This is a genomic window from Paraburkholderia sp. RAU6.4a, assembly GCF_050435625.1.
Taxonomy (GTDB): Bacteria; Pseudomonadota; Gammaproteobacteria; order Burkholderiales; family Burkholderiaceae; genus Paraburkholderia; species Paraburkholderia tuberum.
Genome location: NZ_JBNDKQ010000001.1, coordinates 16,591 through 31,689, shown reverse-complemented (window position 1 = coordinate 31,689; position 15,099 = coordinate 16,591). Strand labels below are relative to the sequence as shown.

Annotated in this window: 12 protein-coding genes and 1 pseudogene; 6 read left to right on the top strand and 7 right to left on the bottom strand. The window is 62.9% G+C overall.

Going from position 1 to position 15,099, the window contains the following annotated elements; translation table 11 throughout:
- The first annotated feature begins 2 nt into the window (after window positions 1-2).
- Window positions 3-929 carry a branched-chain amino acid ABC transporter permease gene (locus OKW40_RS00125; protein ID WP_429487546.1) on the top strand — a complete coding sequence of 309 codons (927 nt, stop codon included), beginning with the start codon at window positions 3-5 and terminating at the stop codon, window positions 927-929.
- A pseudogene (locus OKW40_RS00120) lies at window positions 926-2,450 on the top strand (ATP-binding cassette domain-containing protein). Before OKW40_RS00125 ends, OKW40_RS00120 begins: the two are co-directional and overlap by 4 nt.
- A gap of 34 nt (window positions 2,451-2,484) precedes the next feature.
- On the opposite strand, the gene OKW40_RS00115 reads toward OKW40_RS00120, so the two are convergent.
- From OKW40_RS00115 to OKW40_RS00105, 3 genes are all read right to left on the bottom strand, one after another.
- Window positions 2,485-4,032, bottom strand: a complete 1,548-nt coding sequence (locus tag OKW40_RS00115; protein WP_429487544.1) for a methyl-accepting chemotaxis protein — start codon at window positions 4,030-4,032, stop codon at window positions 2,485-2,487.
- 61 nt (window positions 4,033-4,093) lie between these two features.
- The gene (locus tag OKW40_RS00110) at window positions 4,094-5,464 is read right to left on the bottom strand and encodes a dicarboxylate/amino acid:cation symporter (RefSeq protein ID WP_184067944.1); all 1,371 of its coding nucleotides are present in this window, start codon (window positions 5,462-5,464) and stop codon (window positions 4,094-4,096) included.
- Window positions 5,465-5,610: 146 nt separating this feature from the next.
- Complete coding sequence (locus OKW40_RS00105; RefSeq protein WP_184068557.1) at window positions 5,611-6,777, bottom strand: mandelate racemase/muconate lactonizing enzyme family protein; 1,167 nt, start codon at window positions 6,775-6,777, stop codon at window positions 5,611-5,613.
- A 179-nt stretch (window positions 6,778-6,956) separates the two neighbouring features.
- Here OKW40_RS00105 and OKW40_RS00100 point away from each other — a divergent pair, with 179 nt between their 5' ends.
- Entirely contained in the window at window positions 6,957-7,853 is an 897-nt protein-coding gene (locus tag OKW40_RS00100; protein WP_429488446.1) for a LysR substrate-binding domain-containing protein, read from the top strand.
- Window positions 7,854-7,985: 132 nt separating this feature from the next.
- On the opposite strand, the gene OKW40_RS00095 is transcribed toward OKW40_RS00100, so the two are convergent.
- The 3 genes from OKW40_RS00095 to OKW40_RS00085 form a co-directional block, all read right to left on the bottom strand.
- Complete coding sequence (locus OKW40_RS00095) at window positions 7,986-8,831, bottom strand: GNAT family N-acetyltransferase (protein ID WP_429487543.1); 846 nt, start codon at window positions 8,829-8,831, stop codon at window positions 7,986-7,988.
- 33 nt (window positions 8,832-8,864) lie between these two features.
- Window positions 8,865-9,173: a hypothetical protein gene (locus OKW40_RS00090; protein WP_429354354.1), complete on the bottom strand. Its 309-nt coding sequence runs from the start codon at window positions 9,171-9,173 to the stop codon at window positions 8,865-8,867.
- A gap of 68 nt (window positions 9,174-9,241) precedes the next feature.
- Entirely contained in the window at window positions 9,242-10,549 is a 1,308-nt protein-coding gene (locus OKW40_RS00085; protein WP_429487541.1) for a tryptophan leader peptide, read from the bottom strand.
- A 414-nt stretch (window positions 10,550-10,963) separates the two neighbouring features.
- On the opposite strand from OKW40_RS00085, the gene OKW40_RS00080 reads away from it, so the two are divergent.
- Window positions 10,964-11,449, top strand: a complete 486-nt coding sequence (locus OKW40_RS00080) for an adenosine-specific kinase (RefSeq protein WP_018422486.1) — start codon at window positions 10,964-10,966, stop codon at window positions 11,447-11,449.
- Between the two features lie 55 nt (window positions 11,450-11,504).
- Window positions 11,505-12,407, top strand: coding sequence for an ATP adenylyltransferase family protein (locus tag OKW40_RS00075; RefSeq protein ID WP_429487539.1), 903 nt, complete (start codon window positions 11,505-11,507; stop codon window positions 12,405-12,407).
- Between the two features lie 42 nt (window positions 12,408-12,449).
- On the opposite strand, the gene OKW40_RS00070 is transcribed toward OKW40_RS00075, so the two are convergent.
- A complete protein-coding gene (locus OKW40_RS00070; RefSeq protein ID WP_429487537.1) occupies window positions 12,450-14,102 on the bottom strand; it encodes an FAD-dependent oxidoreductase in 1,653 nt (550 codons plus the stop codon).
- 281 nt (window positions 14,103-14,383) lie between these two features.
- Here OKW40_RS00070 and OKW40_RS00065 point away from each other — a divergent pair, with 281 nt between their 5' ends.
- The gene (locus OKW40_RS00065; RefSeq protein WP_184068539.1) at window positions 14,384-15,091 is read left to right on the top strand and encodes a DUF4410 domain-containing protein; all 708 of its coding nucleotides are present in this window, start codon (window positions 14,384-14,386) and stop codon (window positions 15,089-15,091) included.
- The last annotated feature ends 8 nt before the right edge of the window (window positions 15,092-15,099 follow it).

Genomic DNA, 15,099 nt, shown 5'->3' with positions numbered 1-15,099 from the left:
CCATGTCCGTTCTTCTCCGTTCGCGTGGCGCATGGATCGCCGTTGCGCTCGCCGCGATGGCGGCGACGTTGCCGTGGTGGCTTTCGGGCTACATCCTCGGCGTGCTCACGGTTGCGTATTACTTCGGCGTGTTCGCCATGTCGTGGGACCTGTTGTTCGGCTTTGCCGGCGAGGTCAACTTCGGGCCGACGTTCCTGATCGGACTCGGCGCCTATTCGGCCGCGATCCTCGACGCCAGATGGGGTCTGCCGATACCCGTTTGCGTGCTCGCTGGCGGCGGCGTCGCGCTGGTGGGCGGCCTGCTGCTGGCGGTGCCCGCGCTGCGGTTGCGCGGTCCTTACTTCGGGCTGGTTACGCTCGTGGCCGTGCTGCTGCTGCAGAACGCCATCGTGATCTTTGCGGGCATAACTGGCGGCGAGATCGGCATGATGGTGCCGGACGTGATGTCGGTCGACGCGAACCATAACTACTGGATCGCGCTCGCGTTCCTGATCGTTTGCGCCGTCCTGCTGTTCGGCCTGTCGCGTTCGGCCGTCGGTCTGATCCTGCAGGCAAGCGGCCAGGACGCGACCGGCGCGCAGGCGCTGGGTTTCAATGTCACGCGACACAAGCTCGTGGCCTTTTGCATCAGCGCCGTTTTTTCCGGCGTGGCCGGCGCGATGCTGGTGTTCTACCAGGGCACGGCCTCCGTGAGCACGGTGGTGGATCTCAGCGTGGGAGTACAGATCATCATCGCGGCCGTGCTCGGCGGACGCCGCACGATACTCGGCGCGGTGCTCGGCTCGATCTTCCTGATCGTCGCCGGCGAATTTCTGCGCCCGCTCGGCCAGCTCAACACATTCGTCGTCGCGGCGGTCGCACTGGCGGCGCTGCTGTTCTTTCCAGACGGTCTGCTCGGCAATCTGCTGCGTGCGAGGGAGCGCCAATGAGCGACACGCCGCTGCTCTCCGTACGCGGACTGACCAAGCGCTTCGGCGGTCTCGTCGCCGTGAAGGATATCGGCTTCGACATCCGGCCCGGCGAGATTCTTGGCCTGATCGGACCAAACGGCTCGGGCAAGTCCACCGTCATGAAGCTGATCATGGGCATCGAGCGGCCCAACGCGGGGTCGGTCAAGGTGAATGGCGTGGAGATGGCCGGCTGGGCGCCGCACCGGATCGCGCGCGCGGGCGTGGGCATCGTGTTTCAGCATTCGCGGCCGCTCCATCGGCAGACGGTGCTGGAACACATCAAGCTCGCGCTGCTTCCTGATTCGCTCGTCAAGCTGGCCGCCGAACCGCACGTGCACCAGCGCGCGCAGGAAATTGCCTCGCGTGTGGGCCTTGCCGCCGTCATGCATCGGCATCCCGCGACACTGCCATTTGCGGATCTGCGCCGCATGGAGATGGCCAAAGCGATCGCGCGCGACCCGCAGGTCGTGCTCGTGGACGAGCCGTTCGCGGGACTGACGGTGGCCGAATCGGAGGCGTTTTCCGAGCTGATTCGCGGCTTTCGCGCCGAAGGCCGCGCGGTGCTGCTGGTCGATCACAACGTCAAAAGTCTGTCCGCGCTCGCCGACCGCGTGCTCGCGATGTACCTTGGCGAGCATGTCGCCGAGGGCACCGCCGAACAAGTGATGCAGAACGAGACAGTGCGCCGGGTCTATCTGGGCAGCAAGCTGGAGTTGCGCCAGCGCACCGGAGCCGCGGGCATTGCCAGGCCCACGATCCTCGAGGTGACCGGTGTGCGTGTGCTATACGACAAGGCGTGCGCACTCGACGACGTCAGTCTGCAGGTGCGCGAGGGCGAGTTCGTATCGGTTGTCGGTCTGAACGGCGCGGGCAAGACGACGCTTTTCAACGCGCTCTCGGGCCTCGTGCCGTACAAGGGGACGATTCGCTTCGACGGGCGCGATCTGCGCGGCAGCAGCGGTGCCGCGATCTCGCGCGCCGGCCTCGTGCAATGCCCGGAAACGCGCGAGCTATTCGGCGACATGACGGTACGCGAGAATCTCGAACTCGGCGGATATCATCTCGCCGATACGGTGCGCGCCAAACAGCTGTCGTGGCTGTTCGATCTCTTTCCGATCCTCAAATCGCGCCAGGGCCAAACCGCGCGCACGCTTTCCGGCGGCGAGCAGCAAATGCTCGCGATCGCGCGCGCGCTGATGACCCAGCCGAAGCTGCTGATTCTCGACGAACCGACACTGGGGGCTCGCGCCCGTGATTCTCGAGCAATTGTCGAAAGCGCTGGATTCGCTGCAAAAGTCCACGCCCATTACCGTACTGCTGGGCGAGCAGAACGTCAGGTTTGCGCTGCCGCATGCGGACCGTGTCTACGTGCTCGAACATGCACGCATCATCTGGGAGGGCAGCGCTTCGCGCTTCGAGGCTGAGATGGGGCGCGGCTTTCTCGAGGCAGCGCCTACCGGTGAGCCCGACGCCACGACCTCCGGCGACGCGCGCAGCTAAGGCCCGCAGCGGCAGGCGAGCCCATAGCGCCGCATCAGGACAGGGACGCAAAGCGAAATCGACCCGCCGCCTTCGTCAACAGACCGGTCTGCTCGGTCAGCGACGCGGCCGCGGCGGCTGCCTGCTCGACCAGCGCGGCATTTTGCTGCGACATCTGGTCCATCTGCGTAATCGCCCGATTGACTTCCTCGATGCCATCGCTCTGTTCGGCCGAGGCCGTCGCGATGTCGCTCATGATCGACGTGACGCGGCTGACGGCCGTCTGTACTTCGCCCATGCTCTCACCGGCCCGACCGACCAGGCGCGAACCGTCCGCGACGCGGGCTGTCGAGGCGTCGATAAGCTCCTTGATTTCCTTCGCCGCTGTCGCTGAGCGCTGGGCGAGATTGCGCACCTCGCCAGCGACGACGGCAAAGCCACGTCCTTCCTCTCCGGCGCGAGCAGCCTCGACAGCCGCATTCAACGCAAGGATGTTGGTTTGAAAGGCGATGCCTTCGATCACGCCAATGATCTCGCCCATCCTCTTCGCACCGTCGTGAATGTCGGTCATCGCGGCGATGACCTGACGCACCACGTCCGCACCCGCACCGGCCGTCGTCTTCGTCGCGTCGGCCAGCTCGCGCGCTTCACGCGCGTGCGCGGCGTTCTCCGTAACGGCATTGGTGAGTTGCTCCATGCTCGCCGCCGTTTCCTCGATGGACGCCGCCTGCGTCTCGGTGCGCGCCGACAGGTCCGCGTTGCCGGCCGAGATCTGCTGGGTCGCGGATGCGATCGACTCGCTGCCGCGCGCAATCTGTTCGATCATCGTGCCGATGTCCTTCTGCATCTGCCCGACGCTTCTGACGAGGCGACCCATTTCGTCATCACTGTCGAAGCGCAATTGCTGCGACATGTCACCCTGAGCGAGTCGCTCGACATGGCGCACCGTCATATCGATCGGGCGCGCGATTGCGCGAAGCAGCGTGAAACCGCAGGTGACGCAGGTCAGAAGACCGACGGCGATCGCGATTCCGGTAATTGTCACGAGGGTGTCATAGCGGTCCTGTGCCGTCTTGTAACGCACATTGCCCTGCTCGTTGCGAAACTTGTCCAGATTCGCGGTTTTCTGCGTGAGAGCCGCCGACAGCGGTGGCATCACGACCATCGCATCGTGGTCGGCGGCTTCATGGTCGCCACGGCTCATCGCGTCCATCATCGGTTCGAGTGCGCCATGCAGCATCGCTTCCCGGGCGTCGGCCACGGCCTTCGACAAGGCCGCCTCGGCCTCGGAAACGGGCAGTGCGCGGTACTCTTTCCAGGCCTTGTCGGAGACCGCAAGATAGTTGCGGGCCTTATCGATGAGCGCGGCTCTGTCCGCTGCTTCCGGGTGCAGCAGCACGCGGTCGAGCGTGGTACGCACTACCGTCAGGTTCAGGTTGGACTTGCCGAGCGCGGTTGCGGCAGCCACGTCGTTGGTGTACGCCTTCGCAACGGCATGGTTCGAACCACGCATGCCGGCGATCCCCAGCACGCCGGTCACGGTCAGCAGGAACCCGAGCAAGGTGAGTGTGGCGAGAAGACGGAACTTGATGGTCAGTTTCATGCTGAATTCGGTGGAGTGAGATATTTCTGCATTAACGGCACCCACCCGGAAAAGTTCAGTTCTATTGATGATTCGGCGAGCCGTCGAGAAGCGCGGCGGCTTCGGTCGTCGGTGCCGGCGGGATCGCCGGTTGCGCGGCAGGACCAGGTGTGTGGAAGTGAGGCGTATTGTCGCGATCCAGCACCGCGCGCGCCAGGTTCCTGTCGAGTTGCCCCTCCCAGCGAGCGACGACGACGGTGGCAACGCCATTGCCGATCAGGTTCGTGACTGCGCGCGCCTCGTTGAGAAAGCGGTCCACGCCGAGCAGCAGCACGAGGCCTTCCACGGGAATCTTGTGCATCGAGGCGAGCGTCGCGGCCAGTGCGACGAATCCCGCCCCGGCCACACCCGCAGAACCCTTCGACGTGAGCAGCAGTACGCCGAGCACGAGCAACTGGTCCCAGATGCTCAGGTGGACGTTCATCGCCTGGGCGATGAACAAGGCCGCCATCGTCAGATAGATCGCCGTTCCATCGGCATTGAACGTGTAGCCGGTGGGCAAGACCATGCCGACCACTGGGCGAGCGCAGCCCATCGCCTCCATCTTGATCAGCATCTGCGGCAACACCGCTTCCGTCGACGCCGTGCCGAGCGTAATCAGAATCTCGTCCCTGATGTAGCGGAGAAACTTCCACAGCGATAGCCCGCACATTTTCATGACGAGGCCGAGCACGACGAACACGAAAAAGAACGAAGTCAGATACAGACAAAGCATCAACTCGCCGAACGATGCCAAGGTGCCGATGCCGTATTTGCCGATGGTGAAGGCCATGCCCCCGAACGCGCCGATCGGAGCAACGTACATGACGATTCGCACGACGCCGAACATTCCTTGAAGGAACATGTCGAGCATGTCGACGAATGGCGCGGCACGAGGTCCGAGCTTTGCCAGCGAGATGGCGAGCAGGACTGAAAAGAAAATGATGGGAAGCATCTCGCCTTTGGCGAATGCCCCGACGATGCTATTCGGAACGATGCTCATGAAGAAGTCGAGCATGCCGTGTTGCTGCGCCGCGTGCGTGTAGGTCGAAATCGCAGCGGCATCGATCTGCGAGGGATCGATGTTCATTCCGCTGCCGGGTTTGATGACATTGACGACCACCATTCCCGCTATGAGGGCAATGGTCGACGCCAGTTCGAAATACAGGAGGGCTTTCACGCCAACCCGGCCCGCTTGATGAAGGTCGTTCATGCGCGCAATCCCGACCACGACCGATGCAAAGATGATCGGTGCAAGCAGCATCCGGATCAGCTTGATGAACAGGTCGCCCAGCGGTTTCATCTGCGAGGCGAGCTCGGGGTAGAAGTGGCCGAGCAGGACACCGGCCACGATCCCGATGAGGACCTGAACGTACAGCTTGGAAAGTGCTCTTCTTACTTTCGATACTGGCATGTTTGTCTCCTGTGCGTGGCGTCTTCAAAGGGAAAATGCGGCCCTCCCACGCAGCAGCGTGGAAAGGCCGCATTGAGCCGGCTTCGTTCCGTCTTTATATGAGCCATTCAACCGGGAATATTGGTCGGTGCCGTTGCGCGCGCGCGTTATTCAGCCAACTTGCGCATCTCGGCGATGAGGTCGGATTTGCCTTCGAAGCCGATGCCGGGCAGCTCCGGCATCGTGATGTATCCGTTATCGACACGAACGCCGTCGGGGAAGCCGCCGTATGGCTGGAACAGGTCCGGGTACGATTCGTTGCCGCCAAGTCCGAGGCCCGCCGCGATGTTCAGCGACATCTGGTGCCCGCCGTGGGGAATACAACGGCTGCGCGACCAGCCATGCTGATGCAGCATGTCGAGCGTTCGCAGATATTCAACGAGCCCATAGCTCAACGCGCAATCGAATTGCAGCCAGTCGCGATCGGGACGCATGCCGCCGTAGCGGATCAGGTTGCGAGCATCCTGCATCGAGAACAGGTTTTCGCCAGTTGCCATCGGCTTGTCATAGTAGTTGCGCAGTGTCGCCTGCAACTCGAAGTCGAGCGGGTCGCCCGCCTCTTCGTACCAGAACAGGTCGTACTGCGACAGGGCCTTCGCATACCTGATCGCCGTATCGAGGTCGAAGCGGCCATTGGCATCGACCGCGAGCTTCTGGCCGTCCTGCAGCACGCTGAGGATCGAGTCGATGCGTCGCAGGTCTTCGTCGAGCGAGGCACCGCCGATTTTCTTCTTCACGACCGTGTATCCCCGGTCGATGTAGCTGCGCATCTCATCCTTGAGCTTTTCGTGGTCCTGGCCCGGATAGTAGTAGCCGCCCGCCGCGTAGACGAAGATCTTGCGGTTGGCCTCGCCATTGCCGTACCGTTGCGCGAGGAGCTGAAACAGCGGTTTGCCCGCGATTTTCGCCACCGCGTCCCAGACGGCCATGTCGATCGTGCCGATGGCGACGGACCGCTCACCGTGGCCACCGGGCTTCTCGTTGATGAACATCGTCGCCCAGATCTTGTGGGGATCGAGGTTGTCGCCGGAGTCGTCGACCAGCGAGGCAGGGGCGGCCTCGAGCAGGCGCGGGATGAAGCGCTCGCGCATCAGCTTGCCCTGACCGTAACGGCCGTTCGAGTTGAAGCCGTAGCCGATCACCGGCTTGCCGTCGCGAATGACGTCCGTGACGACCGCGACGAGACTCAAGGTCATTTTGCTGAAGTCGATATAGGCGTTCCGGATCGGGGAACTGATCGGAACGGTTTTTTCGCGGATTTCAACGATTCTCACGCCACTGTCTCCAGAGATTTGAACAGTTATTGAGCCACACCGGCTTCAATGTGGTGAATAGCTTAGCCGCGAAAGAGCTTGCTAGAATTCACTTACGTTCACTACATATTTCACCAAAAGTGAGTACTGCCCCCGCATCCGACTTTGAGTTCTTCATTCTCCTGGCGAAACTCAGGAGCATGTCCGGCGCCGCCCGGGCGCTCGATCTGAGTCCGCCAGCGGCGACCAAGCGGCTGGGGATCATCGAGCAGCGGCTCGGCGCGCGTCTGGTCAACCGGACCACGCGCAGCGTCAGCCTGACGCCCGAGGGCGAGACCTATCTGCGCTACGCGTCCCAGATCGTCGGGCAGGTCCGCGAGATGGAGGAGGCCATATCCGGCGCCGGACGAGATCCGCATGGGCCGTTGCGCATCAACGCGACGCTCGGTTTTGGCAGGACCACGATCGCGCCGCTCGTCTCCGACTTCGCAAAGCGTTTTCCGAATGTCGAAGTTCAGTTCGAGGTGACAGACCGGCCGGTCGATCTCGTCGAAGGGGCCTTCGACATGGCGATACGGTTCGGCGAGCTACCCGACAGTCGTCTGAGCGCGAGGCGCATCATGAGCAATCGCCGCTTTCTTTGCGCGTCCCCGAAATATCTGGAACGTTTTGGAACGCCCGAGCGGGTGGAGGACCTGCACCAGCATCGCTGCATCATTCATCGGCAGAACGATGACGCTTATGGCGTGTGGCGCTACATCGTGAACGACCACATCGAGGCGATCAAGGTGAAAGGCGCGCTATCGAGCAATGACGGCGACATTGTCCTTCGGTGGGCGCTCGACGGTCATGGGATTCTGATTCGCTCTGAATGGGATCTGGCCAAGTATGTACAGAGCGGGCGCCTTAAGCTGGTGCTGCCGAATACCGTGCTGCCGTCCGCGGACCTGTTCGTCTATTACCCCAGACAGCGCAATCAGACCGCGCGGGCGCGCGCCTTCATCGACTTCCTCGTCGATCATTTTCAAGCACCGTTCACACCGGTCGGCGCCACCGTCGAAGTTCCGGAAAGGAAGAAGTGGGTCTCGCGAAAGTGACGTTCATGTCGCGAGGACAGCGCTCGTGAAAAACCGCCGCGATGATCGTTCCCTTTCGGGGCGGACCGCTCGGATCGTAGTGGAGGTCTGGCGCATCACCGCCGGTTTTTTCCAGCGGCTCGATCTTTGCAGTCAACCTAGTTCGAACGAACTCACCCCGAACACGCGTTGCACGGGAATGGCCGGCGGGGCGCGAGTGTACATTCGCGCCGTTTCGAACGCGCTAACCATGCCGTAGCGTTCAGCGAGCGCTACGGCGGCCGCGTTGACCTCCGGGACGTCGAACGCGATGACTTCGCCTGCGACGCTCACGACCAGTCCGTCGAACAGATCGTTGGCGATCCGTGCGTCGTCGGCAAAGAGCGGACCGATCTTGTAGCCGGTCCCGCAACGGCGCAGCACGCCGTACCCCCTTATCTGAGCGTTGCGCACATCCGCCAGGGCCAGCGCCTGTGGCTGCGCGATCCAGTCCGCCAGGAAGCGGGGACGGGCGGTCGAAAAACATGCGCTGTCGTAGGCAACCAGTTGCGCGAAGGGTACCTCCCGCGCGTTCGTCAGGTTTGGCGTCGACGCCGCTTGCACGACGCCCTGGAAGCGGATGTTGCGATAGGCGAGCTGGAAGCCGGATTTTTTATAGTTCTGCTGCTGGGCAACGACACCATCTAGGCCAATCGTACGATCTCCCAGATAGCGCATCGCGTGCTGCCAGGTGCGCAGACCGAAACCCCTGGCGCGAAACGCCGGCTTGACGATGTAGAGGCCAATGAAACCGAAGCGCTCATCGTAGGCGACTGCCGAGATACATGCCACCGGCTCCCCGCGCCAGGTACCGACGAAAAAGCCATTGGGGTCTGCATTCCAGAAGCACCTCGCGTCGTCGAGGCCCGGATTCCACCCCTCTGCCGCGGCCCATTCGACCGCCAGATCGACCTCGCGGAACGCCATGTTGCGCACAAGGAAATCGTCACGATCATCCATGATCAAATGCATCAACGTGATTGGCTACAACGTCTACGCAGGCGTGAAGACGACAGCGCCCTGCTCGGCAACTTGCGCGAAGGTCCGAGCGAAGCGGTAGGCCTGTCCTTCAATGACCAATTGGTTGAATCCTGACCGCGTGGTCTCCAGAAGCGCGTGGACCAGCTTGTTCGGAATGGCCGCGCAGCTTGTCCAGTCCGCGTCTGGCTCGCCAGGATCACCAAGGTAGACTTCGCAATTTTCGCCTTGGGAGAGCACAAAAATCAGGCTCTTTCCTTTGTCTAGCGAAAGCTCCAGGTACTCTGAAAGCGTAGATGCGGGGTCACGAGAGGAAGAGTTCATAAGTGGCCTTTTGTGGGTCGGGCGTGGCATCCAAATAGGTAACGCGACATGGCACACCTCGAAGACGATCAGACCGGCAACTGGCCGGGCGCACCATCCAGAATGCGAAGCTTCTCGTCGATGTCGGGAAGCTGATGGCCAGCCGCGCGAAGCTCGTTCACAAGCCGATGCGCAGTTGCACAACACTGCGCAAGCGTCTCATGCAGTCGCGGTTCGCCCCGCAGACCGGTCACCACCTTTTCCAGCTCGGAGGGGGGCTCGCTTAGCAGGGCGGGAACCACCTCTTCCGCCGGGATCAGCGACCCGTGGCTCAAAAGCTGGGCCGTCCACTCGCATCCATACAGCAGCGTCCGTCGCTCAGCCCGTTTCGCTTCTTCCTGCTCCAGAGTCGCGAGACTGTGCCGGTTCCTGTGAATCGCAGCGCGCCAGGTCGTAAGTATGTCGGCGCGCAACGCTGCAATCGCATTGCCGAGCGACGTGCTCTGTCCGCCAACGACGAGCCGGCGTTCGTCGAGCCTGTCGACGTGGTCCCGGTATCCTTCGAGGAAGGGCTGCCAGTTCAAGGGCAATTCGGTCGTCTCGGAGAACGACCGGCTAGTCTCATTGAGCTCGGTCCTGATGTCCTCGATGGCCCGAGCGTCGGCAAGCCGTGCCTCATAGACCTCGTGAGCCGTCACCATCTGGCGATGAAGGGCGAAAAGGGGATTCTTGTGGCGGCGTTGCAGGTGTCGCTCGGCGGCGCCGGGATGAGCGCTCCATCTCCAGTTGGGCAGCGATTTCGCGTCGAAGTCGACCGCGTCTATCATGGGCCGGAATACCGCCAGCCCCTCTTCGGTTGCATGCTCAAAACAGTCGGCCAGTTTGAAGTCGTTGCCTTGCAGGTCGGTGCCTTCGTTCCCGGCATAAGGCGAGTCCGGTGCGAGCCTGAGGAAAGCAGTAGCGAGGAAAAACTCCATGGGTAGCTCGACGGACAGACCCTCCAGTCGGAAGGTGCGCTGTTGAGCGGAAAGGTCCTCGACAGAATGCGCGAGGCGGTTTTCGAGGTCGAGGAGCGAGTCGATCTTGTCGCCGGACGACGGTTGCATGGCGTCGGCGAGCAGGCACAAAGACTCACGCACCATTTTTGCCGCGATCGTGCCGTGCTTCTCGGCGAAAAGCCACAACCAGAGGGCAAGCTGATACCCCCGGACTCCGTTTCGCGCGAGCGTTTCGACTTCGGGCGCAAAAGTAATTCCAGGCGCGGCCCAGTTCGCAAACGGTGGCGAGTCGCTGCCCAGGTACATATCCAGAAGCTGCTTCAACGACTCATGCGTGCCGCTCGGCCAGCTTCGCGTCTCGTCGTACCGCTTCTCGGTCTTCCAAAGTTTCCAGGCCATCGTGAACCTCGCAAGAGTGTGCGGGATGCGGCTTGGTGAAGATACTTGCACACTCGGTCGGGGGCGTAAACCGGCGGTTGACCTTGTTGACCCGGAGAGGTTGCCGCGGTGCGATGGGGGTTTAAAGCGGGTCAAAACGCTATGAGGATCAATCGGCTTTTGGTCGATCGGTGCCGCCATAAGTCAGGCTTTCTCGGCCTGCTCGATCCTGGACTGGCGCGACTCGGAAACGGCGTCTGGGCGCATTCGAATCCCGCGGCTCGTGGTCGGTCGAGGTTTCGCTCACGCGCGGTTAGTACTAGGCTAGAAGCCGGATCGACGAAGACCGGCTGACGCGCGAACCATCCACGGTCGCGTTGGCCCGTGTTCGACGTGTTTTCATCGGCGTGTTGCCGCAATGGAGCGAGGTCCATCATGCAATTGTCCGCCGTCAAGGTCGTCAAGCCCGAAGCGACCAACTTCATTCTCGGGCAAAGCCACTTCATCAAATCTGTCGAGGATATTCACGAAGCGATGGTCGGCACGGTGCCCGGCATCAAGTTCGGTCTCGCGTTTTGCGAGGCTTCCGGCAAGCGCCTCGTGCGCCGCTCCGGCACCGACGAAAGCCTCGTCGAGATGGCATGCCAGAACGCAACCAACGTCGGCGCGGGCCATAGCTTCTTCGTGTTTCTGGGCGACGGCTTTTTCCCCGTCAACGTGCTGAACACGATCAAGGCCGTGCCGGAGGTCTGCCGCATCTTCTGCGCAACGGCGAATCCCGTCGAAGTGCTGATCGCTGAAACAGATCAGGGGCGAGGCATCGTCGGCGTGGTCGATGGTTTTTCGCCTGTCGGCACGGAAAGCGCGGAGGACATTCAATGGCGCAAGGATCTTTTGCGCACGATAGGCTACAAGCTGTAGCGGCTGCGCATTCATTCACCCGCTTCACGCGCGCCGCCACGCCTGCCGACATCCTATGGAACGACAACGACGCCTGATTCCGGGCACGCTGTGGCCCGCCATTGTGCGACAGACCGGACATGCGCTGAGCTGCGGCGCGCTGCGACCGATCGACACGCAACAGTCCGTGATCGACAGCGGCGGCATCCGTTTTCTCGTGCGTCGGGTGTCGAGCCTGACGCGCAAGGAACAGCAACGCGAGCAAGCGCGCAAGCTGCAGACGGCAAAGCACCCTCAGGCGAACCCATTTCTTCCCTATGAGCCGGATCTGTTCGTCGCCGACATCTCCGATACTCACCTCGCGTTGCTGAACAAGTTCAACGTGATCGATCATCATTTGCTGATCGTCAGGCGCGAATTCGAACCGCAGGAAGCGCTGCTCGATCTTGCCGATTTCGAAGCGCTGCTCGCGTGCATGGCCGAATTCGACGGCATCGGCTTTTACAACGCCGGCACGCAGGCGGGCGCGAGCCAGCCGCACAAGCACCTGCAGATCGTGCCGCTGCCGCTCGGGCAAGCCGATCCGTCCGTGCCTGTCGAGCCCCTGCTCGGTGCGGAGAACGGCTTGCCGGATCTGCCGTTTCGGCATGCGTTCGCACGCTTTCACGCCGATGATCTGGCTCGCGCGGATGCGCCGAAGCTGGCGCTTTCCCGCTATCGCACGCTGCTCGACGCGGCGGATATCGGCGCGTTCGAAATCGACCGTGCCTGCTGTCATGCGACGCCCTACAACCTGCTGGTCACGCGGCGCTGGATGTTGCTCGTGCCGAGATCGCAAGAGCGAGTCGAAGGCGTGTCGGTCAACGCGCTCGGCTTTGCGGGTTCGCTGTTCGTGCGCGATACGGCTCAACTGGATGTGATCGAAAGGCTCGGCCCGATGACGGTATTGGAACGCGTCGCGCTGCCTGCGAATCCATAGCGGCCGCGCAACCCGACCGCGCAGCAGACTCACGCGATGAACTCAAGCTCCGTCCGACTGCAAATACCTGTGCGCGAAAGCAATCGCCATGCTGCCCTCGCCGACGGCCGAAGCGACGCGCTTCACAGGGCTCAGTCTCACGTCTCCGCACGCAAACACGCCAGCCACGCTCGATTCGAGCAGATAAGGATCGCGCTGATGCGACCAGCGTCCGGCCTTGACGACGTCATCGCCGGTCAGAACGTAGCCGCGCACATCGCGCGCGATTTCGGGCGGCAGCCACTCAGTCTGCGCATCCGCTCCGATGAAGACGAACAGACCGCCGCAGTCGTGTCGGCTCACTGCGTCGCTCGTCGAATCGCGAACGGTGATGGCCGTCAAATGCGTATCGCCATGCGCGCCGACGACTTCCGAGCGCAGCCGCACCGCGACATTCGATTTGCCCGCTAGCTGTTCGACGAGATAGCGCGACATGCCCTTTTCGAGCGAATCGCCGCGCACGACGAGCGTCACGCTGCGCGCATGATTGGCGAAGTACAACGCCGCCTGGCCGGCCGAATTGCCGCCGCCGATCAGATGGACATCGAGGCCGTGCGTCGCGCTCGCTTCGCTGCGCGCCGCGCCGTAGTAAATCCCCTTGCCGATCAAGCGGTCGAAGCCGTCGATCGCGAGCCGCCGCCACGTGACGCCCGTCGCGAGAATGATGGTTCGAGCGTGCACGGCGTCGCCGCCGTCGAGATGAATCCGCCGCGCCCGCACATCGATGCGCTCGACCGAGCGCGTCACGAGGATCTCCGCGCCGAGCCGCCGTGCCTGTTGCAGCGCGCGGCTCGCGAGTTCGTCGCCGGAAACACCATTGGGAAAGCCGAGATAATTTTCGATGCGCGAGGACGTGCCCGCCTGTCCGCCCGGCGCCTCGCGCTCGAGCACCAGCGTGCGCAGACCTTCCGACGCGCCGTATACCGCGGCAGCCAGCCCCGCGGGACCGCCGCCGATGATCGCCGTGTCGTATCCGGCCAGACGCGGCTGCGTCTGGAGGCCGAGCAGTCCCGCAAGCTCGCGGGTCGCGGGCCGCCTCAGCACTGTGCCGTCGACGAGGCGCAACGCGGGGCACTCGCCTTCCGTTGGACATGTGCCAGGCCAGCGCGCGGCCAATTCGGGCGCATCCGGCGCCAGCCAGTCGACGCTGATCTGATTGCGCGCGAGGAACTGACGCAGCAGCGTGCACGCATTGTCCCAACGGTTGCCGACGATCGTCACACGCGCCTTCGGCGGCTCGGCGGAAAGGCTTTGCAGCCCGCCGATGCGTTCGCGCGCGAGCGCGCCCATCTTGAACGCCACGTCGGGCGACGCCGCCGCGAGCGCATAGTATTGCGGCGCGTCGACCCGCATCACGCGCGAAGGCTCGGCCGCTCGATACGCGCCCGGAAACGGTGCGCTCAGCGCGAGCGGCACTTCGCCGAAGATCGTGCCGGGCAGACGCCAGCCCAAGGTTCGCTCGATGCCGTCGAACGTCTTGATGACTTCCATCTTGCCCGACAGCACGGCGTATAACGCGCGCTCGCCGCCTTCATGGACCGCGAACTCGCCCGCGCATAGATGCAGGTCGGCGCACGCGTGCACGAGGATTTCCAGTTCGCTGTCGGGGAGGGTCGAGAACAGCGGCACGGCGCGGATGTCGTCGATCGTCAGCATGGCTTGGTTTTCCGTTCTGTCAGGCAGATGACGCAACGCGCGGTGCACCGGGTTTCAGATGCGTCATGTCGGACGATTGGACTCGCGCAAACCGATGTGCAGACAAGGCGCGAAGTCAGCAACCGCACCGACCCAGTATAGGATTTTCAGATCGCGATGCAGACGATCAAGCCATGGGTGCGCTTCTGAAAGACCTAAGCTGGATGAACGGCCGCGATATGAATGCCGTATTTCGTCGCTGCCATGCAACCAGTACCAGGCGATCAGCGTGGAGGTGCGCAATGGTGTTGCGATGGGTGCGAATGGTATGTCTGGCGACGTACGTGTGTGCCAGCGCGCAAGGATGTCTGGCCGCGGATTCGTCGGCGGCGCTCGCGGCTCCTGTCGCGCCGCCGGTCGTCTATGTCTCCGATTTCGATCTCGACGCCGCGAACATCGCCCCTGACAGCGGGCCAGGCCACCGCGCGCGAGGCATCCTGGGCAATCTGGTGCCTGAGGGCCCGCTGCGTCAGCAGCAGGATCCGCAGGCGCGTGCGCGAGACATCGTTGCGCTGATGGCGCAATCTCTGACGGACGATCTGAAGAAGGCCGGAGTAGACGCGCGCCGCGTCACGCCGGGTGAACCGCTGCCCCACGGCGGCTGGCAGGTGCGCGGCGTTTTTCTCAGTGTCGATGAGGGTAATCGGCTGCGTCGCGCGATGGTGGGTATGGGCGCGGGCCAAAGCCAGTTTCAGGTCGCGGTTTCCTGCGATAACCTGGCTACGCCGGAGTTACCGCCGCTCTATGAAACTGTTGAAGAGGGGGCGAGCAGGGATATGCCAGGCGCCGTGATCAAGCTCAACCCGTACGTGATCGCCGCGAAGGTCGTGCTGTCCGGCCGCGATGAAAAGACGGCGGTCAGGAAAAGCGCGGAGCAGATCGCTGACGAACTCGCGCGACGGCTTCAGACGGGTGCAAGTGAGGCCGGCAGCGCCGCCCCCGCCCGATAGGCGGCCGA